Annotated in this window: 26 protein-coding genes, 1 tRNA gene and 2 pseudogenes; 10 read left to right on the forward strand and 19 right to left on the reverse strand. The window is 41.6% G+C overall.

What is annotated here, in order from left to right; all coding sequences use genetic code 11:
• Window positions 1-38 precede the first annotated feature (38 nt).
• The 4 genes from EQY75_RS03075 to EQY75_RS03090 are packed head-to-tail and all read right to left on the reverse strand — an operon-like array spanning window position 39 to window position 2,456.
• Complete coding sequence (locus EQY75_RS03075) at window positions 39-554, reverse strand: SRPBCC family protein (protein ID WP_129602785.1); 516 nt, start codon at window positions 552-554, stop codon at window positions 39-41.
• 10 nt (window positions 555-564) lie between these two features.
• Window positions 565-1,719, reverse strand: a complete 1,155-nt coding sequence (locus EQY75_RS03080; RefSeq protein WP_129602787.1) for a serine hydrolase — start codon at window positions 1,717-1,719, stop codon at window positions 565-567.
• A gap of 27 nt (window positions 1,720-1,746) precedes the next feature.
• The gene (locus EQY75_RS03085) at window positions 1,747-1,995 is read right to left on the reverse strand and encodes a hypothetical protein (protein WP_129602789.1); all 249 of its coding nucleotides are present in this window, start codon (window positions 1,993-1,995) and stop codon (window positions 1,747-1,749) included.
• 11 nt (window positions 1,996-2,006) lie between these two features.
• Entirely contained in the window at window positions 2,007-2,456 is a 450-nt protein-coding gene (locus EQY75_RS03090) for an SRPBCC family protein (protein ID WP_129602791.1), read from the reverse strand.
• Between the two features lie 112 nt (window positions 2,457-2,568).
• On the opposite strand from EQY75_RS03090, the gene EQY75_RS03095 reads away from it, so the two are divergent.
• The 6 genes from EQY75_RS03095 to EQY75_RS03120 all read left to right on the forward strand — a co-directional run bounded on the left by EQY75_RS03095 (window position 2,569) and on the right by EQY75_RS03120 (window position 9,883).
• A complete protein-coding gene (locus EQY75_RS03095; protein WP_129602793.1) occupies window positions 2,569-3,459 on the forward strand; it encodes a peptidyl-prolyl cis-trans isomerase in 891 nt (296 codons plus the stop codon).
• Window positions 3,446-4,891: a peptidylprolyl isomerase gene (locus EQY75_RS03100; RefSeq protein ID WP_129602795.1), complete on the forward strand. Its 1,446-nt coding sequence runs from the start codon at window positions 3,446-3,448 to the stop codon at window positions 4,889-4,891. The genes EQY75_RS03095 and EQY75_RS03100 overlap by 14 nt, the downstream gene beginning before the upstream one ends.
• 3 nt (window positions 4,892-4,894) lie before the next feature.
• Window positions 4,895-5,848 (forward strand): AAA family ATPase, encoded by a 954-nt coding sequence (locus EQY75_RS03105; protein WP_129602797.1) that lies wholly within the window; start codon window positions 4,895-4,897, stop codon window positions 5,846-5,848.
• Between the two features lie 224 nt (window positions 5,849-6,072).
• The gene (locus EQY75_RS03110) at window positions 6,073-8,346 is read left to right on the forward strand and encodes an aconitate hydratase (RefSeq protein ID WP_129602799.1); all 2,274 of its coding nucleotides are present in this window, start codon (window positions 6,073-6,075) and stop codon (window positions 8,344-8,346) included.
• Window positions 8,347-8,409: 63 nt separating this feature from the next.
• A complete protein-coding gene (locus tag EQY75_RS03115) occupies window positions 8,410-8,973 on the forward strand; it encodes a TlpA family protein disulfide reductase (RefSeq protein WP_129602801.1) in 564 nt (187 codons plus the stop codon).
• 190 nt (window positions 8,974-9,163) lie between these two features.
• A complete protein-coding gene (locus EQY75_RS03120) occupies window positions 9,164-9,883 on the forward strand; it encodes a DUF3291 domain-containing protein (RefSeq protein ID WP_129602803.1) in 720 nt (239 codons plus the stop codon).
• Here EQY75_RS03120 and EQY75_RS03125 read toward each other — a convergent pair.
• The 14 genes and pseudogenes from EQY75_RS03125 to EQY75_RS03185 all read right to left on the reverse strand — a co-directional run bounded on the left by EQY75_RS03125 (window position 9,876) and on the right by EQY75_RS03185 (window position 22,053).
• The gene (locus tag EQY75_RS03125; RefSeq protein WP_129602805.1) at window positions 9,876-10,511 is read right to left on the reverse strand and encodes a carotenoid biosynthesis protein; all 636 of its coding nucleotides are present in this window, start codon (window positions 10,509-10,511) and stop codon (window positions 9,876-9,878) included. The two genes, EQY75_RS03120 and EQY75_RS03125, sit on opposite strands and share 8 nt — an antisense overlap.
• Window positions 10,504-11,631 carry a 1-hydroxycarotenoid 3,4-desaturase CrtD gene (gene crtD / locus EQY75_RS03130; RefSeq protein ID WP_342774067.1) on the reverse strand — a complete coding sequence of 376 codons (1,128 nt, stop codon included), beginning with the start codon at window positions 11,629-11,631 and terminating at the stop codon, window positions 10,504-10,506. Before crtD ends, EQY75_RS03125 begins: the two co-directional genes overlap by 8 nt.
• Entirely contained in the window at window positions 11,550-11,990 is a 441-nt protein-coding gene (locus EQY75_RS14395) for a phytoene desaturase family protein (RefSeq protein ID WP_342774034.1), read from the reverse strand. Before EQY75_RS14395 ends, crtD begins: the two co-directional genes overlap by 82 nt.
• Window positions 11,991-11,995: 5 nt before the next feature.
• Complete coding sequence (locus EQY75_RS03135) at window positions 11,996-12,445, reverse strand: sterol desaturase family protein (RefSeq protein WP_129606912.1); 450 nt, start codon at window positions 12,443-12,445, stop codon at window positions 11,996-11,998.
• Window positions 12,446-12,454: 9 nt separating this feature from the next.
• Entirely contained in the window at window positions 12,455-13,294 is an 840-nt protein-coding gene (locus tag EQY75_RS03140; protein ID WP_129602807.1) for a phytoene/squalene synthase family protein, read from the reverse strand.
• 10 nt (window positions 13,295-13,304) lie between these two features.
• A pseudogene (locus EQY75_RS03145) lies at window positions 13,305-14,761 on the reverse strand (phytoene desaturase family protein).
• A gap of 30 nt (window positions 14,762-14,791) precedes the next feature.
• Complete coding sequence (locus tag EQY75_RS03150) at window positions 14,792-15,691, reverse strand: MerR family transcriptional regulator (protein WP_129602808.1); 900 nt, start codon at window positions 15,689-15,691, stop codon at window positions 14,792-14,794.
• A 125-nt stretch (window positions 15,692-15,816) separates the two neighbouring features.
• Window positions 15,817-16,986, reverse strand: coding sequence for an NAD(P)/FAD-dependent oxidoreductase (locus EQY75_RS03155; RefSeq protein ID WP_342774035.1), 1,170 nt, complete (start codon window positions 16,984-16,986; stop codon window positions 15,817-15,819).
• 193 nt (window positions 16,987-17,179) lie between these two features.
• Window positions 17,180-17,263, reverse strand: a tRNA-Leu gene (locus EQY75_RS03160).
• A gap of 91 nt (window positions 17,264-17,354) precedes the next feature.
• Entirely contained in the window at window positions 17,355-18,440 is a 1,086-nt protein-coding gene (locus tag EQY75_RS03165) for a DUF6544 family protein (protein ID WP_129602810.1), read from the reverse strand.
• Window positions 18,441-18,469: 29 nt separating this feature from the next.
• Window positions 18,470-18,919: a hypothetical protein gene (locus tag EQY75_RS03170; protein WP_129602812.1), complete on the reverse strand. Its 450-nt coding sequence runs from the start codon at window positions 18,917-18,919 to the stop codon at window positions 18,470-18,472.
• 79 nt (window positions 18,920-18,998) lie between these two features.
• Window positions 18,999-19,676, reverse strand: coding sequence for an ABC transporter ATP-binding protein (locus tag EQY75_RS03175; RefSeq protein ID WP_129602814.1), 678 nt, complete (start codon window positions 19,674-19,676; stop codon window positions 18,999-19,001).
• Between the two features lie 9 nt (window positions 19,677-19,685).
• A pseudogene (locus EQY75_RS03180) lies at window positions 19,686-20,947 on the reverse strand (ABC transporter permease).
• A complete protein-coding gene (locus EQY75_RS03185) occupies window positions 20,944-22,053 on the reverse strand; it encodes an efflux RND transporter periplasmic adaptor subunit (RefSeq protein ID WP_129602816.1) in 1,110 nt (369 codons plus the stop codon). The pseudogene EQY75_RS03180 and the gene EQY75_RS03185 overlap by 4 nt, the downstream one beginning before the upstream one ends.
• Window positions 22,054-22,311: 258 nt before the next feature.
• On the opposite strand from EQY75_RS03185, the gene hpf reads away from it, so the two are divergent.
• Window positions 22,312-22,611, forward strand: coding sequence for a ribosome hibernation-promoting factor, HPF/YfiA family (gene hpf / locus EQY75_RS03190; RefSeq protein ID WP_129602817.1), 300 nt, complete (start codon window positions 22,312-22,314; stop codon window positions 22,609-22,611).
• Between the two features lie 61 nt (window positions 22,612-22,672).
• On the opposite strand, the gene trxA is transcribed toward hpf, so the two are convergent.
• Window positions 22,673-22,978, reverse strand: coding sequence for a thioredoxin (gene trxA / locus EQY75_RS03195; RefSeq protein ID WP_129602819.1), 306 nt, complete (start codon window positions 22,976-22,978; stop codon window positions 22,673-22,675).
• Between the two features lie 116 nt (window positions 22,979-23,094).
• On the opposite strand from trxA, the gene EQY75_RS03200 reads away from it, so the two are divergent.
• From EQY75_RS03200 to EQY75_RS03210, 3 genes are read left to right on the forward strand one after another with little or no spacing between them, the layout of a single operon-like run.
• Complete coding sequence (locus EQY75_RS03200; RefSeq protein WP_129602821.1) at window positions 23,095-23,940, forward strand: universal stress protein; 846 nt, start codon at window positions 23,095-23,097, stop codon at window positions 23,938-23,940.
• A gap of 16 nt (window positions 23,941-23,956) precedes the next feature.
• Window positions 23,957-24,802: a universal stress protein gene (locus EQY75_RS03205; RefSeq protein WP_129602823.1), complete on the forward strand. Its 846-nt coding sequence runs from the start codon at window positions 23,957-23,959 to the stop codon at window positions 24,800-24,802.
• Window positions 24,803-24,837: 35 nt separating this feature from the next.
• Window positions 24,838-25,680, forward strand: a complete 843-nt coding sequence (locus EQY75_RS03210) for a restriction endonuclease (protein WP_129602825.1) — start codon at window positions 24,838-24,840, stop codon at window positions 25,678-25,680.
• Window positions 25,681-25,691 lie beyond the last annotated feature (11 nt).

The following is a 25,691-nucleotide window of genomic DNA, read 5'->3' on the forward strand; positions in this document are numbered from 1 at the left end:
TAGCCCTGAATGGTCCACAACAGGGAAATTGCTTAGACCTAAATATTGACGAAATGAAAACTGGCCAACGGAATATTCCTGAGGTCATTTCTCGTTTCGTTTAAAAGGATGCCGTGTTCCAGGTATGCCTTGAGGTTGGCCAGCCAGAAAGTCCACCCATTGCTGCATCCCACGTGTATATTCATCTTGTTCTTTTCATCGGTGGGGATGTTGGTTTGTATAAGGGTAAGCAGGACCTGGTCATTTTCAGTTTCCATTCTTACAATAACGCGGCAAAATTCTGCAAAGGTAAATTCAATTTGATCTTTGCCATTGGCAGTGATAATCTCACCTTGTTCTTCTCCGTCCCAATTGTGCCACCGCCAGGTATAGCTATCCCCTTTTTCTATCTCTATATCGGGGGCCTTTATTTTTCCTGCAGAGTTTTTAAAGATTGCTTCTCTTAAAAACCAGGAACAAAGACCCTCTTGAGTTGCCCAGCAGTGATACACCTTAGCGGTACTGGTCCTGATATAAATTTTCTTTGTAAAACTTTCAAAGCCTAAAGAAGCCATATCCGTTGTCTTATCTTTTTAGTTCTGTTTTGTATAATTCATTTCCCAGTGCAGTGAGGAAAGGAATTCCAATCTCATCGTATTCGTACTCATTGTCATTGAATATACCATCTGCATTTACCAGGATAGTTGCTGTAAGCATAAATTCAACATCGTTTTTTTCATCTTTGACATAGGCACAGTCCGTTAAAGTTCCATAGGCATAGCCCACCTTATTGTAAATTTTCATGAATGAAGGGATCTCTTCCTTGCTGTCGCCGTAAATAAAAAATTTACCGTAACTGTCGTAATAGTCTTCAACTGAGTAGCCCGCCTCCCGCGGAACCGCTTTCATGGCATTTAGCAGAAAGTTGCGCTGAGCATCGCTAAGATCAAATCGTTCATTTTGAGGAAATACCCCGGGAAAGACAATTCGTTTCAAAACGCCGTGCTGGGTACTAATCGGATAATAATTCTTTTTACTGAAATCAAAGCTGCCCTGAAGCAGAGAATCTCCTTCGTAAAAGCCTTGTCCTTTACTTATTCCAAGTAGCCGGAGTGATTCGGGAGGAGTGTTTACACTATTCGTCAATAGGGTAGTAGTGCTGTCATTGAGGTAGATGACCAGGGGACGTGTGGTTACCTCATCAGCCTCGGGGACTGAGAGTCGGTGTGAGAATCTGGCAGGACCTATATTTTTTTCCTTGAAACTTGCGTTAATCGCATCTTGACCCAGAAATTCGAATAATCGATTGCTCGCATCGTTGTCACTAACAGCGAAGATCTTTGTTATTTCTTTGGCGAAAGTCGTTTCCAGCGAATCTCCTTCTACATAAAATCGTGTATTTAAACTTAAATTTTCGTTTCGATTGATCTTTTCCAGTGCCAGGACGGCAATCGGAAATTTTACGGTACTTGCAGGGTAGAAGTAATGTGTTGAATCGACATTATATTCGTAATCCTCGAAATATACGGTGTCTTTTTTCCTGTTAATTCGCGTAAAGCGAATCTGGATCTCATAGGGGGAAGGGTCATCCATAACCTTTCGGATGCGCAAATCCTCCGAATTCAGGGCACTTTTTAAGGGTTCATTTACAGAAGTTGCATCAGAACATCCTGAGAAGCCACCTACAACAAGAAAGGAACACAACAGATGTCCTATGGCTTTATGATTGGTGATTTTCATCAGTTCAGATTTATCCTGGTAATTATTCTAACCTAAGTTCTCATTATAAATTTCTCCCCGGTGTGGAAGAAGGGCATCGCGAATCTGGATCATCATAGCTTCCTCCACAACCATATAGGCCACGGCATGCATATCGGTTAGCACCTCGTGACCGCTGATCTGTGTGGCCATTTTTTCTTTTTTTATAAAATCATTGAGATGCAGGGCGTGATGTCTGGCTATCTCACCGGAGTCTGGGCCGCGAAAATCCCACAGTAATTTAATTTTCTTACTCAAGTTGGTATTATTTAAGATGAAGTGGAGTTCTCTTCAGCGAAGGCTTTAAAATCCTTCAGATATTTTAAAGACTGTTTTTTAAATGCACCCGGCATCAGAAAGCCCATTGCTTTCATAAAGAAACCATTAAATTGAAATTCGGTTTCTGAAATCCATTTGGTCTTGTTTTCGTCAACCGCTTTAAAATAATTTTTTTGCACATTGTGCACGCCCTTGGCGTCGTAGGTAGCGTGAAATTCATGGGGCAGGTTGCGTTTTAAAATAGTTTCGACTAAGACAATCTCTCTTTTACCCATTTTGTAAACGAGCTCCATTTGAGCTCCTTCTTTACCGGGGATTCCACTCAAATGTTTAAATGAAACCAGGTCTTTTTGCCATAATTTCATGTTCTCCGGATTGTCGAATTTTCGAATAAATTCGGCCAAGGGAATGTTTATTACAATTTCAGTAATGTATTTCATATACTTAACAACTGAATCTCTAAGGTACTAAATTATGAGAATTGGAAAATAAAAATCTGTTAATGCAGGGTCTTATCCTTGTTCAGGAAATTCGAATGCTTAATTTTGCGAAATGCATTTTCTACTGAGAAACTATGTTCGCAGAGTTCTGATAATAGGAACTCCTGGTCTGTTTTTATTCCTGGGGTCGTGCGAGGGCCTTTTCAAATCGGAGCCGGAAAATACGCCTTTGGCCAGGGTAGGTAACGAGTATCTCTACCGGGAGGATATAGAATCCATATTAAATGCCCAGTTAAACGAACAGGACAGCACCTCCCTGGTGACTAATTATATCAACAATTGGGCAGTAAAACAACTGCTCTTTTCCAAAGCTCAGATCAACCTAACAGAAGAACAAATAGCCTCTTTTGAGCGCCTTGTAGCCAATTATCGAGTAGATCTCTTTACCAGAGCCTATAAAGAAGCCCTTGTCCTAAGGGGCGAAGACACCACAGTAACAGATCTTCAACTCAGACAATTTTATGAAAAGGAAAAAGAGAATTTTATTCTGAAAGAGAAGATCTTACAACTTCGATTTGTTCAGTTGCCCAAGCAGTTTTTAAACAAGGACGCAGTGGTTAAAAGACTAAACGAATTTAACGAGGAGGATCAGGTATTTTTGGATTCGATCGGGGTGCAATTTACCAAGCTCAATTTCAACGATTCTTTATGGATTCCCCTCACCAGGATCATACAGGAGATACCTCCACTGACCTATGAAAACGAAGGCAGATACCTAAAAAAATCACAATTTTTTGAAATGGAGGACTCTCTGGGGGTATATTTGGGGAAGATAAGCGATATTAGGGATATCAATGAAATTGCTCCCCTCAGCTATATCAAACCGACACTCCGACAAGTATTACTCAATAGGAGAAAGCTCGATTTCTTAAATCGACTCGAAACAGAGCTCCTCGATGAGGCTGTAAAACAAAACGAATTCGAAATCTATGAAAAAGATTAAAAATAATTTCCTGCTGTTCGCTTTAGCGGCATGGACCTTTACGGGCTTCGCTCAGGAAGAAGCCCCTGCGGAAGTTTCTGAGGATCAAGTACAAGAAATGTCCGAAACCACTGCGTCTGCTAAAGACACTATTAATTCATTCGAACGGATTAAGTTAGACGGAATAGCTGCTGTTGTTGGGGACTACGTTATTCTCGACTCCGATATCGAGAAAACGCTGATTGATCTCAGGAGTCAGGGCGCTTCAACAGAAGACATCACCCATTGTAGTCTTTTAGGGAAGCTTATGGAAGACCGACTTTACGCTCATCAGGCTGTTCAGGACAGTATCCTGGTTTCTGATGACGAGGTAAATGCCACCAGTGACCGACAGATCCAGCAATTGGTTCAGCAAGTGGGCTCTATGGAGAAGGTACTTCAATTTTATAAAAAAGAGACCGTAGAGGATTTCAGGGAAGAACTCTACAACATCAACAAACTCAGGATGCTGTCTGAAAAGATGCAACAGAAAATCGTAGGCGAAATCCAGGTTACCCCTGAGGAAGTACGGCAGTTCTTTAGGAATATTCCGGAAGACGAAAAACCCGTCTTCGGAGCTGAACTTGAAATTTCTCAAATCGTAAAGACACCTGTGATTCCTGAGGAAGAAAAGCAGAAGGTGGTCAATAAGTTAAGGGAGATTAAAGCCGATATCGAGGACAATGATGCCAGTTTTAGCGTTAAAGCCATCCTGTATTCCCAGGATCCGGGATCTAAGTCGAAAGGCGGTTTTTACAGTATGACCAGAGAGACACCTTTTGTAAAGGAGTTTAAAGACGTGGCCTTTAGCCTGCAGGAGGGCGAGATTTCGGAACCCTTCGAGACTACCTTCGGTTATCATATTATTTTTATTGAAAAGATACGCGGGCAGGAATTAGACTTGCGGCATATCCTTATCCAGCCCGAAATTCCTCAGGCAGCAGTTGAGGCAGCAAAAATTGAATTAGATACCATCCGAAAACAAATCATGGAGGGCAAATACACTTTTGCAGAAGCTGCCCTTAATTTTTCAGATGAAAAAGAGACGAAGTTTGACGGAGGCCTGCTGAGGAATCCAATCAATTTTGATTCTCGATTTGAATTGACAAAAATGGATCCAACCCTCTACAATCAGGTTCGGAATCTAAAGGATGAAGAGATATCTTACCCACTGCTGGAATCAGACCCCAGGGGTGGCCCTCCAAAATATAAGATCCTGAAGGTAACCAACAGATATGACGAGCACGAAGCTGATTTTGCCAAGGATTATTTAAAGATTCAGGAACTGGCCCTCAGGGAAAAGCAATATAAAGCCATCAAAGAATGGATGGATGAGCATATCGATGACACCTATGTGAGCGTTAATGTGGCAAACAGATCTTGTGAATTTGCTAATAACTGGGTGAAGGAATAGACTATGTCAGATGTTAAGGCCATTGAAGAATTAGGTAAAAAACACCTATCCCTGAAAAGGGAAATTGCGAAAGTAATTGTAGGTCAGAATGAGGTCATAGATCTTATCCTATTGTCTATTTACACCGGGGGACACTCCCTGTTGATTGGTGTTCCGGGTTTGGCGAAAACCTTGATGGTAAATACAATTGCTCAAACTCTTGGTCTCGATTTTAAGCGTATCCAATTTACTCCAGATCTTATGCCCAGTGATATTCTGGGCAGCGAGGTATTAGATCAAAACAGAACTTTTAAATTTATCAAAGGCCCTGTCTTTGCCAATATTATCCTGGCGGATGAAATCAACCGGACGCCACCCAAAACCCAGGCAGCCTTGCTTGAGGCCATGCAGGAAAGGGCCGTAACCATTGCCGGGGAAAGACATAAACTCAGCTCCCCGTATTTTGTCCTGGCCACCCAAAACCCCATTGAACAGGAAGGGACCTATCCTTTACCCGAGGCGCAATTAGACCGGTTTATGTTTGCTATTGAGTTAAAATATCCCTCACTGGCCGAAGAAGTTCAGATTGTAAAAGAGACCACAGATGACGAGGAAGCAACGATCAATGCTCTTTTCAATGCCGAGGAAATTCTCGCAGTGCAGCATCTTGTAAGGCGGATTCCTGTTCCAAACAATGTGGTAGAATACGCCGTGAAGTTGGTAAATAATACCCGCCCCGGAACTCCTTCATCTTCGGATTATATCAACCAGTATCTCGATTGGGGTGCAGGTCCAAGGGCTTCTCAAAACCTTGTTCTCGGTGCAAAAGCTCATGCCGCAGTACATGGAAAATTCTCTCCAGACATCGAAGATGTTCAAGCCATTGCACTCGGTATTTTGAGGCACAGAATTATAAAAAACTACAAGGCTGAGGCAGAAGGCATCAGCGAAGAGGATATTATTCACCATTTAATGTAGCCTTATTTAATCTTGCTGCAGCTGTGGCATATCCCTCTTAACAGGCTGATAAGCAATCTACAATTTTCAAATCCCTATTTTTTTCGTTTTTTATTCTGTTGTGAGCAATGGGATATATCCTATTTTACAGACTTCATAATACTTTAGAAGGGCTCTAAAAAGTTTCAAGAACCCCTTTTAATTTTTTATCTTTGGGAGATTAACAATTGATAAACTAACGTATAATGGCATTTGATATCGACATGATTAAAGGCGTTTACGCCAAGATGGGAGAACGGGTTGATGCAGCTCGTAAATTAGTGGGGAAACCACTCACCCTGTCTGAAAAAATACTTTACTCTCATTTGTGGGAAGGAACCCCTTCTACAGTCTTCAGAAGAGGAAAGGATTATGTCGATTTTGCCCCTGACAGGGTGGCTTGCCAGGATGCTACGGCTCAAATGGCTCTTTTGCAGTTTATGCACGCCGGTAAACCTAAAGTTGCAGTCCCGACCACAGTACATTGTGACCACCTTATTCAGGCAAAAGTTGGGGCTGAAGCCGATCTTAAAAGGGCAAATCAAACCAGTAATGAAGTTTTCGATTTTCTGGAATCGGTCTCAAATAAATACGGGATAGGTTTCTGGAAGCCGGGAGCAGGGATCATCCACCAGGTAGTGCTTGAAAACTACGCCTTTCCGGGAGGGATGATGATAGGAACCGATTCACATACAGTGAATGCAGGAGGATTAGGAATGGTCGCCATTGGGGTTGGCGGTGCTGATGCTGTTGATGTTATGGCCGGCATGGCCTGGGAACTCAAGTTTCCCAAGTTGATCGGAGTAAAATTAAAAGGGAAATTAAGCGGATGGACAGCCCCCAAGGATGTTATCCTGAAAGTCGCCGACATATTAACCGTTAAAGGAGGTACCGGAGCAATTGTAGAATATTTTGGTGAAGGAGCCACTTCAATGTCCTGTACCGGAAAAGGAACTATTTGTAATATGGGAGCAGAAGTTGGAGCTACAACTTCAACTTTTGGTTACGATGAATCAATGGATCGATACCTCAGGGGAACGGATAGGGCAGATGTTGCCGATGAAGCTAAAAAAGTAGCCGAGCACCTCACTGCAGATCCAGAGGTATACCAGGAGCCAGAAAAATATTTTGACCAGGTGATAGAGATCGATCTAAACACTCTTGAACCTCATCTCAACGGGCCATTTACGCCGGACCTTTCTACGCCCATTTCTAAAATGAGCGAGGCTGCTAAAGCCAATGACTGGCCTTTAAATGTAGAAGTTGGCCTTATCGGATCATGTACTAATTCGTCTTATGAAGACATTTCCAGGGCCGCATCTCTGGCAAAACAGGTCTCAGAGAAGAATTTAAAGACAAAATCGAAGTTTACCATCACTCCGGGTTCAGAACTAGTGCGCTACACCATTGAACGAGACGGATTTATCAAGACCTTCAACAATATCGGTGCAACCGTTTTTGCCAACGCATGCGGACCGTGCATCGGTATGTGGGATCGCTACGGCGACAAGGCGGCAAATGGCCCCCGAAATACCATCGTACATTCGTTTAACCGGAATTTTGCCAAAAGGGCTGATGGAAATCCGAATACTTTAGCATTTGTAGGATCTCCTGAACTGGTAACTGCCATTGCTATCGCAGGAAGATTAGACTTCAACCCTATTACAGATTCACTGATTAACGAAGACGGACAAGAAGTTAGGCTAGATGAACCCCGCGGCTACGAACTTCCGCCGGAAGGCTTTGCGGTTGAGGATGCAGGTTACGTTGCCCCAAAGGAAGACGGCAGCTCTGTGGATGTTAAGGTAGCTACCGACTCAGAACGCTTACAACTTCTTGCACCCTTTACACCTATTTCCAATGAAAGTCTGCAAGGAATGAAATTGTTGATCAAGGCCTTTGGAAAATGTACGACCGACCATATTTCTATGGCAGGACCCTGGTTGAGGTACAGAGGGCATTTAGACAATATCGCCAATAATACCCTTATCGGTGCCGTAAATGCCTTTAACAAGAAGACCAATTTTGTAAAGAACCAACTTACAGGGGAATACGGAGGCGTACCCGATACACAGAGACTGTATAAGGAAAAAGGGATCAAGACCATTGTTGTGGGTGATCACAACTACGGAGAAGGTTCTTCAAGGGAACACGCAGCCATGCAACCCAGGCATCTGGGGGTAGCAGCTGTCCTGGTTAAATCGTTTGCCAGGATCCATGAAACCAACCTAAAGAAACAGGGAATGTTGGCGCTCACTTTTAGCAACGAAGCTGATTACGATAAGATACAGGAAGACGATACCTTTAATTTTATCGATATTCAAAATTTTGCTCCGGATGTTCCGCTTACCATTGAAGTTGTGCATAAGGATGGATTAAAGGATAAGATCAAGGTGAATCATACCTACAATGCTCAGCAGATTGCCTGGTTCCGGGAAGGATCGGCCCTTAATGTTATCAAAAAAGAAAATGCTGCATGATCGGTCTTATTTGATCAAACTGGTACAACCAGAAGACCCTCCTAATTCAATAAGACATATTTCATGGCCATAAAGAAAAAGACGGTACTCAATATCCTTCTTATAGCTTTTATTCTTTCTTTTTTTGTTACTCCCCTGGGGTATCATAGTAAGATTTTATTAAACCGTATTTTTTCGGGTACACCTTCTGAAATACCCATAGGAAAAAGGAAGCAGATCACTGATTATGACTGGCGGCTAAAAGACGAAGATTGGAATATTATCAATTTCAGTCCATCAAAAGGAAAGGTAGTTTTTATCAATTTCTGGGCTTCCTGGAGCCTGCCGTCAGACGCCCAACTCAATAGTATTCAGAAGCTCTACGATAAATTTAAGGGGAAAGTTGATTTTTATATAATCACCAATGAGGAGCAGGCCCCTGTTCGGGAATATATGGAGGAGAAGGAGTACGACTTTCCTGTAACCTACCTTATAATTGGAGATAAATCCGCACTTCCTGTTTTAGAACCCCCCGGATCTTATGTCGTTGATAAAAAGGGTTATGTAGTCGCAGAAGAGCTCGCTATAAAGGATTGGGACAATGAGAAGGTATTTGAATTGATTGAAAAGTTGTTGAACGAAAAGTGAATTAAAGACGACCTTCCGGAAGGCTAGTTGTGGGTTTTTACAGTATAGGGGCCTTATTTTTAGCATTTTGAATTGCTTCAACTCATATAATTGAAACCCAGCTGGGATAGAAACGGCCAAAACAGGAGCTTAGGATTGGCATAAGAACTCTGTAAGAGAAATGCCTGATAATTTATTGACGCAGTAAAAAGTGGCATCACAGATCACCACCTTAACTTTTTTCAAATACAAGAAGCTCACAGATCAGATCTGGGCCTTTGGCATGATGCAATTCGCCCACTCCTCGTTGAGAAAAACAGAAGGTCTTACTTTCTATAAGCTTTTGGGAACAGGCAGAGAAGGATTTGATCCCAAACCTGATTGGAGCGTTTACGCCCTTCTACAAGTATGGGAAAGTGAGGAAAAGGCAGATGTTTTTTTTCAACATTCATCCCTGATAAAAAAATACAGAAAGCACAGTCACGAAAACTGGACCTTGTATTTGAGGAATAAGATAGCAAGGGGAAAATGGGCCGGCAGCAATCCGTTTTCTGTTTATCCTGAACTAACTGAAAAGATTCCTTATGTAGTTGCTATTACAAGGGCTACCATCAAATTCAAGTACCTCCGCAGATTCTGGAAAAGTGTCCCCGCTTCTCAAAACCCATTGCGGGGTAATTCTAATCTGATCTATACCAAAGGAATTGGGGAGTTGCCCTTTATGCAAATGGCTACTTTTAGTCTATGGGAGAATCAGCAAGCCTTAGACGAATTTGCATACAGAAGCAAAGAACACATTAAAGTGATCGGAGATACTCGCACCCTTGGTTGGTATAAAGAGGAACTGTTTTCGCGTTTTCAACCCTATCGTTCACTCGGATGCTGGGAGGGAAGAAATCCACTGATCTTTAAGGAATCCGATCTCAACTAAACCAAAGGAAAAAATACAGAAAAAAGACCAGCTGTGCTGAGTACAAATGTGCAGAAAACTTCAAATTGCCACTGATTTTCGCAACGCGTATGATCATTTGAAAAATCAAGGCTACGGCCAACCAGCAGATGTAATTACTTAGCGGAACCACATTCATATCGAATCCCCAAAAGTCGAACCTGGGAGCACTTTGCTCCATAAAGAAATCAAGGACAAGCATAAGAGAGGCAGCAAAAATCAATTGTAAGACTGGTTTTTTAACCAGGTATTGCGCAATGCTTGCAGTTATAAAACTAAGAAGGGCCCAATTAACACCAATCAGGTAAGGAACGCCGTCTAGCTTAGGTCCCAGATTGGCTCCGTAATTATAGGTACCGAATAGAATGCCGTATTTCACTCCAAGCCATTCCGCAAACATGCCCAGAATCCATAACACCGCAAAAACAGCAGTTTTTTTTCGGGTATTGATCGGATAAACCAGGAAGAGTAAAATTGAAGAAATGATAAGGTTTACCGGCGTTTTCTGCACAAACCACTCCTCAAATCCTATGCTGATGCCTATCAGGGCCGTAATATGGAACAACCATATTACCGCAATGGACCATATTCCATTTTTACTTTCAGGCATTTTGCTGATTTAATTTTATTTCCGGTACGAGGTCGCTTACGATTTTAGCAGACAGCAAACATAGAGGAATCCCACCTCCAGGATGAACCGAGCCTCCGCAAAAGTAGAGATTTTGAACCTGCCGTGAAAAATTGGGATGTCTCAGAAAGGCTGCAAATTTCGAATTACTGGCTGCACCGTAAAGGGCACCCCGGTAGGAGCTGGTATTTTCCTGAATACCCACAGGATCTAAAATGTGCTCAGTGAGAATCAGGGGTTCAATTTCACGATTCAGAGACGCTGATAACTTTTTAAGAATGGTTTTACGTGCCTGGGCTTTCAAAGTGGTCCAGTCCTGTCCGTAGTCCCCGGGAGCATTGATCATGACAAACCAGTTTTCACACCCGGGTGGAGCATCCTCAGACACATCCTTGGCTGTTATGTTGACATATACCGTTGGGTGTTCAGGTAGTGTTTTATCCTGAAAAATCGACCTGAACTCTGCCGGATAATCCTCGCTGAAAAATATATTGTGAAGATCGAGCTCCTTAAAGCTTGCGTTGATACCCCAATAGAAGATCAGTGCCGAGCTTGATCGTTCCTGTTTGAGGGTTTTGGTTGGATGTTTTAGCTGGGGTAATAATTGTTTATAGGTAGGATAGATATCCATATTGGAAATTACAAGGTCTGCCGAATAGCTGGTAGTGGAAGTTTTGATGCCTGTGGCTGTTTTACCCTCTATGACTATTTGCTCAACCTTTTGGTTAAAATGAAAGTTTACACCCTGATCTTTCGCTAATTCATAAAGGCTCTGACTTATTCGATGCATTCCACCTTTGGGGATAAATGTGCCGTAATGCATTTCTAAATGAGGGATCAAAGACATGATCCCGGGAGTCTGGTAAGGGGAGGAACCATTATAGGTGGCATAGCGGTTAAACAGCTGTACAAGCTTGGGGTTTTTAAATTTTGCAGAATTTACTGTGTTCAGGGATTGCCCAAGGTCCAGTGAATGAAGTTGTAAGATGGCTTTGATCGTATCAGCAGAGAGGTAGGTTTTTAATTTGTGCAATGAATTTTCAAGGAAGATGCCAGCCGTAAGCTTGTACTTGCGTCTGTTTCTCTTGAGATATGTGATGATTTTATCCGGACTTTCATCAAAAAATCCGAAGCTTCTTCCACAAAGGTCTTTTCATTGGCATGGACAGTAAATCGGGATCCATCAGACCAGAAATAATTACAAACTGTATCTTTTTTTGAATATTGGAAATAGTGGGTGGGATCCAACCCGAAAAGATGAAATAATTCTTCTATAAAATGGGGCATTGTAAATAGGGAGGGGCCCAAATCGAAGCGAAAGCCATCTTGTGAAATCGCATGAAGCTTGCCTCCCGGGTATGAATTTTTTTCGAAGACCTCTACTTCGTAACCCATTTTACGAATCCTGAGGGCTGAAGCTAATCCTGCGATACCCGAGCCAATTACAATGGCTTTTGGCATGGAATTTATTTCTTAAAATATTTGAAAGGAACCCAAAGCATGCCAAAACATTCTCCTTCTTCTTTCCCGAGATGCTTGTGATGGATCTTGTGCGCACGTCGCACTCCTCTGGCATACCAATTATTGGCGTTCCTGAAAATTTTAAACCGCTGATGGATAAAAATATCATGAACCAGGAAGTAAGTAGCACCATATGCCATAATCCCGAAACCGATGGGATAGCCATACCAGAAAGTACTATTACCGGCCAGTATAATGAAGGTCATGCTCAGTACGGCATAAAAGATAAAGAAGGCATCATTTCGTTCAAACCAGGAATCGTGATCTTTCCTGTGGTGATCCTTGTGAAGGCTCCAGAGAAAACCGTGCATTATATATTTATGGGTAAACCAGGCCATAAATTCCATAATGCAAAATGTGGTTAGGAAAATTAAGATCCAGAATACTATTTTCATCATTAAAAATTATACAAGATTGAGTTTATAATTGACGTATGAAGTCGCCAGTAACCCAAATTTTTGATAGTTGGGAACCCTGATCCGAGCGTTTTTAATTTCGAGTGATGGGGTGCGCTGAAGTTTTTTCAAGAGCTGAAAGTAGTATTTATAAGCCGTGTATACTCCAAATTTGGCATCATTGGGCAGTCTCACAATTCCCTCATAACCTTTTTTGAAGTCCTCTCTGATCTCCTCTACAATAAGCGTTTTGGAAGCCTCGTCTAACTGAAGCAAGTTGGTATTGGGGAAATACGACCTGTTCAACACTTCATAGTCTGCTTTGAGATCCCTTAAGAAATTGACTTTCTGAAAGGCCGATCCTAGGGCCATAGCAGAATCCTTTAATTCTTCGTATTGCTGATCATCACCGTTCACAAAGACCCTGAGGCACATCAGGCCTACCACATCAGCAGAACCGTAAATGTATTCTTTAAACTCATCCTGAGTAGAATACACCTTCTTGTCAAGGTCCATGCGCATACTTTTCATAAAGGAATCAACCAGATGACGTGGAATATTATATTGATGAAAACTATGCTGAAAGGCATTTAGTATGGGATTGAGACTAATTTTGTTCAATAAACTGTCTTCCAATTCCTTTTCAAAGGAATTAAAAAGTTCTTTTTTGTTGTAATCGTGAAAGGAGTCTACAATCTCATCAGCGAAGCGTACAAATCCATAAATATTATAAATATCCTTCCTGATGGAAGGAGCAAGCATCTTTGTAGCAAGTGCAAAGGAAGTGCTGTAAGACTGGGTTACGGTCTTACTACACTCATATGATACCTGGTCGAAAATAGACTTCATGAAGCGATAATTACTTTTGTTGACTAATAAGTTCAGATACTAATTTGCCCGAAATCAAGGACGGCGGTACCCCGGGTCCTGGTACGGTCAATTGTCCTGTGAAAAACAGATCTTTTACTTTTTTACTCTTGAGACCTGGTCTTAGAAAAGCAGTTTGTAAAAGAGTATTGGCCATTCCATATGCATTCCCCTTGTACGAATTGTACTGCTCCTTAAAGTCATTGACACAAAAGGACTCCTTAAATATAATATTATTTTTAGCTGCTGAGCTGTTCGTTCTTCCAGCCTATTGATAATGATGTCAAAATATTGCTCCCGGAGCTCGTCGTTATCTTCCAGATCAGGTGCGATAGGAACGAGAAAAAAACCGGTTTCATAGCCCTCAGGCGCCATTGATGCATCGGTGACAGAGGGGAAATTTACGTAGAATAACGGTTCTGTCGGCCATTTGGGCTCATCGTAGATTTCTTCCGCATGTCGCTCAAAATCAGTGTCAAAGAACAGGTTGTGATGTTCAATATTCTTTAGTTTTTTATCAAACCCCACATAGAAGAGTAGGGAGGAGGGGGCAAACGTCTTGTTTTCCCAGTAGGCTTCCGAATACTGTCTGTACTGTGGGTCTAAAAGCGTTTCTGAGTGGTGATAATCCGCGCCTGATAAGACAAAATCAGCCTCAATTTGCTGTTGATTTATTTCAATACCCTCAGCTTTTCCATTCGCTACCCTGATCTTCTCAACAGCATGACCTGTATGGATTTGTACACCGAGTTCTTCCGCCAGTGATTTCATCCCCTCGATAATTTTATACATTCCGCCTTTGGGGTGCCAGGTTCCTAGCCCGAAATCGGCAAAATTCATAAAACTGTAAAACGATGGGGTCTTGCTGGGTTTCGCCCCGAGAAAAAGTACGGGAAATTCAAGGGTGGCGATCAGTTTTGGGTTTTTAAATTGTTTTCTTACCTGCCCGCTGATAGTTTTAAAAAACTGATCAACTCTCATCGCCGTATCTACGGTAACCAGTTCAAACGGGGAGATCCCAGGGCGATATACAATTTTATTGATCGCGATATCGTAATTTTCCTGAGCTTTTGAGATGAACTTTCTCAAATGTGTAGAGCTTCCTGATTCAATTCGTTCAAACTCTTCACAAATTTTGTCCATACTGTCACCTATGGTAATAACATCATCAGAGAAAAATATTTTATATGCCGGACTCAGTTTATCGAGTTGATAGTAATTTGAAGTACTCTTTCCAAAATCGTTGAAGAAGCGTTCAAAGATATCAGGCATCCAGTACCAACTAGGTCCGATATCAAAGGTAAAGCCATCTCTTACGAGTTGTCTGGCTCTTCCTCCAACGGTATTATTTTTTTCGTAGACATCAACCTCAAAGCCTGCCTTTGCCAGATAACAAGCGGCTGATAGCGAAGAAAATCCAGATCCTATGATGACAACTTTTTTACTCATGTTTATTAAAGCGTACCATTACTAAAAAATTTACAGGGCTGCGGCTAAATGTTCCACAGATTCAAATGCCCTGATATATCCCGGAAGTTTGTTGTTGGCCAGGAATTGAGTTTGCCTGCCTAAAATCCACAATTTAGAAGCGCCGTCCGGACTTAGGATTTCCGTAAAGTCGTCAATGTATTGCCCTAAGCTGTCTTTGGTAGGAATTACCGTAAAATAGGATAAGAAATGCAGATTTTTGTAGTATTTCTGCAGGTCAGTAAGGCTATCAAGGGGCATGGTCTGTCCCAGGTAAATAGTCTTATATCCACGTAACAGCAATTCGTAGTTTACAAACAACAACCCAATTTCATGAATTTCGTTTTCAGGAAGAAATAGGACAAAGACCTTGTCTTCCCTGCTGGGTTCCACGGTCTGAATCTTTTCAGTGCTGGTATATATTTTTTGTTTAATCAAGTTGGTGATAAAGTGTTCGTGGGAAGGACTGATAGTATCGGTTTGCCACAAAAGACCCAATTCGTTGAGAAGGGGAATAAAAACTTCCCAGAAAATCTCTCTGAATGATCGTTCAGCTATAAGGCTGTTGTAGGTATTTTGGAAGAGAGACAGATCAAAATTGATCATGGATAATTTAAAGGCATTGATAGCATGGCTTTTGGTGCTGTTATTTGCTACCAATTCTCTCACCACAATGGGGAGCTCGTCCTCCGGGATCTTGGCAATCTTGGAAATCTTATAGCCACTATTGTACAACAGGGTTATGTTTAACAACTTTTGAAGACTTGCTAAACTATAAGTGCGAATATTTGTGGCCGTGCGTTCCGGACTTAAAAGTTTGTACCTCTTTTCCCAGATTCGAATGGTATGAGCTTTTATACCAGAGAGGTTTTCAAGGTCCCTGATACTAAAGAATTTCTTTACATTGTTCATTGTATATCACTAAAAGTTAAACAAAGTTACAATTTTTTAATAGTGATACTTCTAAGGGTAACGTTAAATTTTTATTAGAATGATTGAATTAGGGACCCAACTTTAGGAAGATAACATTCTGTTTCTTAAAACCTTCTGTCGGGATGGAAAGCGTTGAGAGACATGGATAGCGGTTGTTCCGAAATGAGTTCGCTGACCAGCTTGCCGGTAGCCGGACCGAGGCTCCAACCCATCATGGCATGTCCTGTCGCGACGGTTAGGTTGGAGAAACCTGATGTGCGTCCAATGTAGGGCAGACCGTCAGGGCTTACCGGTCTGAGGCCACATCTGGCTGCATTTCTCTCCGCTTCCGTAATTCGAATAGTTGGATAATAATTCTCAGCGGCCATTGCTATGGCGTTGACCCTTTCCTTGCGGATATGATTATTGATGCCTGAGAATTCCATCGTTCCTGCAAATCGCGTAAAGTGTGTCATTGGGGTTACCGCCACCTTGGCTTCCATAAGTATAGCCGGCAGTCGAACATCAATGGGTCTTTCCACATTGATTCTGTATCCTTTCCCGGGCTGTAAGAGTAATCTGGTCCCGAGGGTTTTTAACAAGCCAGCGGTCCAGGATCCACCGGCCAGCACAACTTCATCTGTACTGTAGGAAGCCTTGTCAGTCATAGTCTTAGTGATCTGCGAATTACTCTGAATAAACCCGGTCACCTCTTCATTTTGCCTGATCACAACGCCCTTTACCCTCAGGTACATTTTAAGTCGGTCCATAATTTCATTCGGCGATGTATGGGCATCACACAAATAATGAACTGCACCGTCAATTTCCGGGCTGAGATTAGGTTGCAACTGATCCAGTTCCTCTCGGGTGAGCTCAGTGACTTCAAGGCCTTCGTCTGCCGCCCGTCTGGCAACCTCTTTTTCGTGATACCTTTCTTTTTGGGTCTTGTAAAGCATCAAAAGGCCTTTTTTCTCCAGTTGAAAGTCTCCAATTTCCCCCGAATCGTGCATTCCGGTGTACAATTCCTTACTCAGCAAATTGATATCCTTTATCAATGGGATGGCTTTTTCAACATGAGCTCGTGTGGACGACTTGTGAAAAGCCCAGGCCCATCGTATAAAATCCGAATTAAGACGGGGTTTCATATAAAACGGACTGCTACTGTTAAACATCCATTTTATGCCTTTGGCCATCATTCCGGGGGAGGCAAGGGGGATGATATGACTTGGAGTAAGATAACCGGCATTGACATAGGAAGCTCCACTGTCCATTCCGGATTTATCGATTATCGTCACTTCATGCCCTTCTTTTTGCAGAAAATACGCACAACTCAATCCGATTATCCCCCACCTACGACCAGTATGCTTTTGCCCATGTTCAACTGAAATAACTATTCCGATTTTAAAGTCGTACTAAAATAGGGAATTGACAAAACCGGACTAAAAAAAACCGCCTTTCTTTCTGCAAAAAAAGAAAAGCGGTTAAGAGTGCCCACGACTGGAGTCGAACCAGCACGTCCTTGCGAACACTACCCCCTCAAGGTAGCGTGTCTACCAATTCCACCACGTGGGCCTATAGGAATTTTAGGTGGGCAAAGATAGAAACCTATTTGGTTTCCTCCAATTAATAGGGAATGAATTAATTGCATTTTTTAATCCGTTCTTCAATCATAATTGATTTCAGATATTTCAAGTGTCAACCAATGATATTCGCCCTCTTCCAGCTCCCAGACAACTTCCGATTTAATGGGAATCCTGATTCCTTGAAATGAGGTAAAAGACAGGTTTCTGATCTTCCACTTTTCTCGTTTTGCATTTTCCCCGGTTTTCATATAGCGCATCGCTTCGAAGGAGATCGGCTCTGCCTGTTCGTTAAAGGTAAAAACTCCTGAGGTACTTTGGCCTTCGTAGGTAAAAGTGGCTTCAGCAGCGTATGGTCCCAGTGCTTCCCAACTGATGTATGGCTGAGTTATTGCAGAAGGGAACCAGGATATCTCGGCCAGAAAGCGGGTCATGCTGGCCTCGTCTATCCCTTTTTCATCCCTGGCGTTTACCACAGGGATAAGGGAGAGTAAGGAAATTTCCATGGATCCTTTGCCCGTTATGAGTTTATCGCGTCCGGTCAGGAAAAACGGACCGAACATCTGTACCCTGGTTTTCCAGAGAAATGCAGGCTCCGGAATCGAAAACCACTGTTCGGCTTCAAAGGGCATCCACTTCCCGTCTGGTTTGGTCCGCAAACGACCTTTCTGGAGTAGATGTACCCTTGAAATTGTATCTGAATGAATACCACCTGAGTTTTTTAACCACTGACTTACGATTGGCGGAAGAAATTTTGGATTGATGGTATCTTCCTCATTCATAAAATGGATCTTTTTAGAATCATTTAGGCTTTTAACCTCGGCAGAAACTCGCTTATCAAAGACATACTCTCCAATTCCAGGGACAACAATACAGACTAAGATCAGATTGAACCACGCCCCATATTTTGTATCAGACCAGTGTAAGGAAATCAGGATTTGCGAGATAATTAGGGCGATCAGACCCAGCCATGGCCAAAGCTTTTGGTTAAAATAAAATGCAACTGCAGTGGAGAGTATAAAGAGGCATCCTAGGAGCCAGAAAATCCCCTGGGCTCTACCAATATGTGCATTAAGCATAGGATATTGACCTAATTCAAAGGCTTTTAGGAATCCCAGAAGATGAATTAGACCGTGAACTAACAGCAGAATGGTTAACAATAGTTTCACTGCCGCTCATGTTTTTTTGAGGAGAGATATTAACTATCCAGAATATTCTGGAGTTCCTCACTATCCATTACGTATTCAGTTACTTTGAAGACCTCTTTTCTGCTCTCACGAAAATCCTTAACGAACCCAGAGAGGCTTTCTTCTAACTTCCCGTGCAGGATAAGGAATTCAGTCTTGGCAATAGTTGCCTTTCCATCCATAAAATTTGCTATTAAGCCCAAATGCTCATTCATATTTTTGTGAAGTTTATCGCAATTGAGTGCCAGATCGTGTTCCTTTTTCCTTATCCCGGCGACGCGATCCATGTTTTCCTTTTTAGTAATCCAGATGATGTACTTTTCAATAAGTTGCTGTAAAAAGCGAATGTCATCTTTGTAAAATTCTAAATCTGATTTCCAGTGGTTTACAAGAACATAAAGCTCTTGCCAATTTATTTTTCTTTCCTCTCCGGGCATAGGGGTTAAGTCTGAGACACTCATCTTTAGGCTTTTTAAATTCACTTTAAAGGTATTTATGTCCCTTCAGATTTCTTATGATTTATATCATATTTGGACAGGGCTAGGCACTTACAATTTTCCCATCCTCCATTTCTATGATCCGGTCAGTACTCTTAGCAAAATCGAGGTCGTGTGTAACAACGAGAAGGGAAAGCCCCTGTTGCTCTTTTAGCTCTTTAAAGATAGACAACACATTGTCTGCATTGTAACTGTCAAGGTTTCCTGTAGGCTCATCCCCCATTAGGATTGTGGGATTGTTGATTAAGGCCCTGGCGATGGCAACCCGTTGTTTTTCCCCACCTGAGATCCTCGAAGCCCTTTTAAAGGCCAGATTTCCAATATTTAGCATTTCGAGTTTCTCCATGGCGTCTTTTTGAATTTCCGAGTGAGGTTTTATCGCCAATTTTTTTGCCGGGAGCATTACGTTCTCCAGAACTGTGAATTCGGAAAGTAAGTAATGAAATTGAAAGACGAAGCCTATATGCTCGTTTCTTATCTTGGAAAGTATCTGGTGTGATTTACCGGTGATCAGTTCGTTGTTGAGGTACAATTCCCCCGAGTAATCCGTATCCATGGTGGAAAGGATATACAGCAGTGTTGATTTTCCTGATCCGGATTTACCCATAATGGAAGCAAACTCACCTTCTCTAACCTTGAAATTGATGTCTTTCAATACGTGAAAATCCACGGGTTTACGAAAGATTTTATTAATTAGCCTGGCCTCCAATACATGTTTCATGATTATGTTTTATGTTCCCCGTATTATCCTGACCGGGTCTATTTTTTTCGCTTTATTCGATGGAAGATAGCCTGCGACAAAAGTGGATAATAAGGCGAAGACAATCCCAATCAGATAATATTTGAATTGCATGTTTACAGGAAAGGTCTCTATAGTGGGTAAGGCTTCGGTGTCAAAAGGCAGCTGGTCTATGAATACAGAAAGGCCAAATCCCACTAAAAGGCCCAGTACCCCTCCAACAAGGCCGATAATCATTGCCTGACTCATAAAGATCAATTGTACATCACTACCGGAAAAACCGGTGGCTTTAAGGATGGCTATATCATTCATTTTCTCATAGATCAGCATATTGAGGATGTTGTAAATTCCAAATCCTGCAACAATGAGCAGTGTAATAGACACGGCATAGGTTATCAGGTTCCTGATGTCTGACCCTGTCTCAAATTGAGCATTGGCAGTATTGATGTCGGTTGCTTTAACATCGAATTGCTTTTCCAGTTTTTGGGCCATGGGCAAGGCAGCGGATATATCGTTCAGCTTAATATTGATGTCAGTAACATAATTCTGTGCTTCTCCGCTAATTCGCTGTACCGTACTCAGATTCGCATAACTTTGAATATTATCGATTTCTGCGATACCACTTTGGTAGATCCCAACAATTTTGAGGGGAAATACAGCACCTGTTACTGTGCTGACCTGAACCCTGTCCCCAACTCCCAAAGACATTTTTTTGGCGAGGCCTGCACCCAGAAGGATGCTGTTTTCCAAGTTGCGAAGGGCTTCCGGGCTTCCATCAATGATATAATTCCTGAAATTGGAGAGTCTTACCTCTTCCATAATATCGATTCCGGTAAGATTACCGCCTAATTCAATTGAACCTGATAAATAAAAGATCTGAACCCGCATCTGTGGAGTAGCCCCTCGTACGCTCTTGTCCTTTTTAAGGTAATCCAGAATAGGTAGAGCATTGTGTATTTTAAGCTGACTTTGCTTGGGTTTTACTGAATGCACCACATTGAAGGAGTTTTCAAAATCTTTATAAAGTGAAATGGGCTGCCTTGTAGAGGGTTCAATTTCATTGTATAGGTGAATATGTGGTGTCTGGTTAAGGATAAGGTCATCCAGCATCTGGTTGAGTCCGGTCATAAAACTAACCAGTGTGATATAAGCACCAATCCCGAAAGTGACCCCAGAGATGCCGTAACAGTTGATTTCATCTTGGTAAGAAGATGTGTTTTGGCAATATTTAGGATGACGTTCCAGTTGGTCATTGCAGAGGTTTAAGCAAATAAGTATTCTCGTCGATACCCGAAATGATTTCTATTCGCTCGAGATCCTGAATCCCGGTTTTAATGGAAACCATCCCGCTTTCAGTCTCAACTAGACTGTCGTTGAGAAGATATTCCTTGGGAACTACAAGGGCATTTTTTTTCTGTGCGATAATTATATTTCCCTCCCCTGATAGTCCGGGGTAAAGTGTAGACGGCGGATTTTCAAAAAGAGCTTCAACTTTAAAGGTCTGTGAGCGTTCGTCCTTTTTTGGATAGATCTTACTTACAAAAGCCTTGAAAACTTCAGAAGGGTAGGCATCTAGGGTAATCAAGGCTCTCTGCTCGTTTTGAAGTTTCACAATGTCGACCTCATCAACCAGCATCTCGACAATAAATTTTGTAGAACTACCCACTGCGGCAACGGGTTCCATATTCGTGATGATTTCTCCCGGATTTTTGTAAAGGGCGTAAACGGTACCACTTATTTTACTCTCGATCATAAAATCTCGCGCTGTGATCCTCGAGGTCTTGTAATTATTTTTCGCCTGCCTGTATTTTGTTTCCAGTTCATTTTTCGTTTGTGAGTAAGCACTGGTTTTTAACCTGAGGTTGTTTTGTGAAAGCTCATAGGCAAGTTTTCTGTTGTCGTATTCTGAACGTGAACCAATACCTTGTTCCCAGAGTTTTTTCTGACGGAAATAATTCAGGGAATCATTCACTGCTTGAAGCGAGGCAGCTTCAATCTGTTCCCTCAGGCTTTGTAGTATGGCATTACTTCCTTGAAGATTTTGTTCGGCTAATTTAAATGACAGCCTGGCATTCTCCATATTCATTTTAGGCGTATTATTGATGATCTGTGCTATAGCATCTCCTTTCTGTACGATATCCCCTTCTTCTACCAGGTTCATTTCCAGTATTCCGCCAACAGCAGCATAGGCCAGGTATAGACTATCTGGCTGAATCGTAATTGAAGCGTACACCGATTCGGTAATTGAAGTCTTTTCAGCTTTAATTCGCTCTCTTGATTCCCCACAGTTTGAGAAAAAAAGAATTACGAGAAAAAAAACTCCCCTCTTGAAAACTGAAGTTGATATTGCCCTGTTCATTTAGCCGATTTTAACAAAAGTAATCGCTATCAACCCCTTAGGCCTATGATATTTATCACATTAGCGGAAAGCACATAGGACCTATAAAAAATAATTGTATTTTTAAGTATATGAATCTTATGGTAGTTGCCCGTTGACTATCGAATGAGAAAGTGCAATTTTTGACGAATTTGCACAGTAAATTTCAGGAGTCTGACAATTGTCATAAAATTGATAAGGTCTCCTTCCTATCTTAAACCTGTAAAATAAATTCATTGTATGACAATCAATATTCAATACCTGCACATGCCTACCAGTGAGGCCATGAATGAATTATTAACTCAGAAACTCGAAAAACTGGGATCCAAGTATGATTGGATCATCAGTACCGATGTGTACTTCAAACTCACCAATGATCGGACAGGGAAAAACAAGGTCTGTGATATTAAAATGGAAGTTCCCGGACCTAGGATTTTTGCCGCTTCTATAGAGGATAACTTTGAAAAAGCGGCTGCCGAGTCCCTGAAGGACATCGAGCGTCAATTAAAGAAGCGCAAAGCGATTTATACCAAGCACTAAGTTTTTAGTCAATTCTTATTAAAACCAGAACATTTGGGCTTAAGGATACTGTGCGTACTACTTATTCCCGCTGGAATGATCTAAGTACCTGCAGGATGTCATTTTTCTGCAATACCCCAGATTGCCTCCACACGGCTTTGCCTTCTTTGAAAATGATCATGGTAGGAACTCCGCGCACCTGATATTTGGCAGCGAGCGAAGAATTTTTATCCACGTCAATTTTTACAATTTTGACGGTTTCCCCCACAGCATCCTTTACTTCCTTTAAAATGGGAGCAAGCACTTTACACGGACCACACCATTCGGCATAGAAATCAACCAAAACAAGGGATTTCGAAGCTATAATTTTTTTAAAACTACTTTTCATAATTAATACTTCTAAAGACTAAAATATTCGAAAAATTAAGTAGGCAAACTGATTAATATCATAGTTCGTATTTTATAAATCATATACCTTTAAAAAAGGTAATTAAAACTATTTGAATGAGAAAGATAGTAGTGCCAACAGATTTTTCAGAGAACGCGTATAACGCATTGATTTACACCTGTGAGATATTCAAATACGAACGCAGTGAAATCTATATTCTCCATGCCTATGCGGATGAGGTTTATCAATTAGGCAATGTCACGGATCGCAAGGAACTGGAAAAGAGAAAGGATGAAGTAGAACAACGATCCGCTGAATTACTAAAGGGAATACTGGATAAAATCAAGGAATATTCACCAAATCCAAGACATTCTATTACTACAATCCCTGCATTTGGCTCCCTGATCGATGAAGTCAATGATCTTGTGAACAGGGAAAATATTGATATAGTGGTGATGGGGACCAGGGGAGCAGCCAATGACCGGAGTATCACCTTTGGGAGCAATACCCTGATGGTGATGAAGTATATTCAATGCCCCGTACTCGCAATTCCGGAGAATTATACCTATCATCCTCCGCGGGAATTGCTATTTCCTACCAATTACCTTATTCCTTACAAAAGGAGAGAATTAAAGCTGCTTTGTGAGCTTAGTGGATCGTTCCGTTCCAACATCCACTTGTTGTATATCGATCCGATGAAAAAACCCTCCTTAAGGCAAGAAGACAATAAAGAATTTCTCAGGAAAGAACTACAAAAGGCGAATCTGACATTTGAGACCACAGATGAGAAGGACAAGACTATGGCAATTTCCAAATATATTGTCCATCAGAATATAGACATGCTGGTTATGGTCAATACCCGCCACTCTCATCTCGAGGATATGCTTATGCCTTCTACGGTAAATACCCTGGGACTGCATATTAAAATACCATTCTTAATACTGCAGAATATCCCTCGTTAACTTAAAAGATGCAAAGATGAAAACGATTATCCTACCAACTGATTTTTCTCAGAACGCATACAATGCTGTAACCTATGCACTCGAACTTTTTGAGGAGGAAGAGTGCAGATTTTTCCTGGTAAATACCTATACACCGGCTATTTATCAATCTGAGTATATCCTGCATAGCCCCGGACAAATTGGAATGGGTGATGTCTATCAGACCTTTTCCATGGAACACCTTGATGAGCTCAAGAAAAAACTGGAGCGTCGATTTAAAAATCCCAGGCATACGTTTATCACTCATTCTGTTTTTAATCTCCTGGTTGATGAGATCATTGACCTTGCGAAAAAAGAAGAAGTGGATATGGTTATCATGGGAACCCAGGGAGCCACAGGAGCAAAAGAAATATTTCTGGGCTCACATACCGTCCACGTGATCAAAAAGGCCCCCTGCCCCGTTCTGGCTATCCCTGCCAATTGTAAATACGAAGAACCTAAAGCCATATTATTTCCTACAGATTACGAGATTGATTACCAGCATACCAAGTTGTCCGTTTTGATGGACCTCGCCAGCCGGCACAATGCCAAGATCAATGTATTGCATGTTTCAACAGGCTTTGAACTTACTGAAGAACAGGAAGGCAATAGAAAAAGCTTGTCTAAAATGTTCAATGAGCTTCCCCATGAATTTCACGATCTGCCAAGTCAGGAAATTATAGCCGGAATCAACGGATTTAAATCTAAATCCAAAGTAGACCTACTGGCAATGATTCAAAACAAACATACCTTCTTGGAACGATTATTTATAGAGCCGATTATCAAGAAAATTGGTTTTCATGTGACCATTCCATTTCTGGTAATGCCACATCCCAACAAATAGCAGTGCTTTGAATCTTAGCAAGGACTTAGCGGATTATGGAAGAGAATATATTAGATATAAGAAAGTCCTCGGGAGAACAGGTACCCTTTTCCTCCCTCAAGCTTGCTGATTCGCTTCACCATAGCGGCGCAGATGAAAATACCATAAGGAGTATCATTGAAAAGGTTGAGGAGGAACTTTACCCTGGGATCAGTACCCGGGAGATTTACAACAGGGCTTATGCCATGTTGAAGAAAAAGCGTCCCGTATATGCCTCTAAGTACAAATTAAAAAAGGCGATTTACGAATTGGGACCTACAGGATTCCCCTTCGAAAAGTTCATAAGTACCTTATTACAGTTTTCAGGTTATGATACCAGGGTAGGTGAGACCGTAAAAGGTAAATGTGTATCCCATGAGATCGATGTTCTTGCCAGGAAAAACGGGCAGACATTTCTTGTGGAATGTAAGTTCCATGGAGAAGAAGGACGGAATTGTAATGTAAAAGTGCCATTGTATATACATTCGAGATTTCTGGATGTACACGCTGCTGACAAAGAAGTACTACCAGGCTTTACAAAACCAGAAGAAGGATGGGTAGTGACGAATACTCGTTTTACAAAAGATGCCGTAGAATATGGAAAATGTGCCGGTCTTTACTTGTTGAGTTGGGATTATCCAAAAGATGACAGCCTGAGAAACAGAATAGACAGACTGGCCCTGTATCCTATTACAGCCTCAACTTTGCTCTCACAAAGGGAGAAACAGTTTCTTCTGAGCAGGGATATTGTGCTGTTCAGGCAACTTTATAATGACACTTTTTATCTGGATCACTTAGGGATCTCTGAAAATAGAAAAACACGGATTTTAAAAGAAGTGGGGCAACTGTGTCAGTTTTAGTGAAAAGCGGA

The organism is Muriicola soli (genome assembly GCF_004139715.1).
Classification (GTDB): domain Bacteria; phylum Bacteroidota; class Bacteroidia; order Flavobacteriales; family Flavobacteriaceae; genus Muriicola; species Muriicola soli.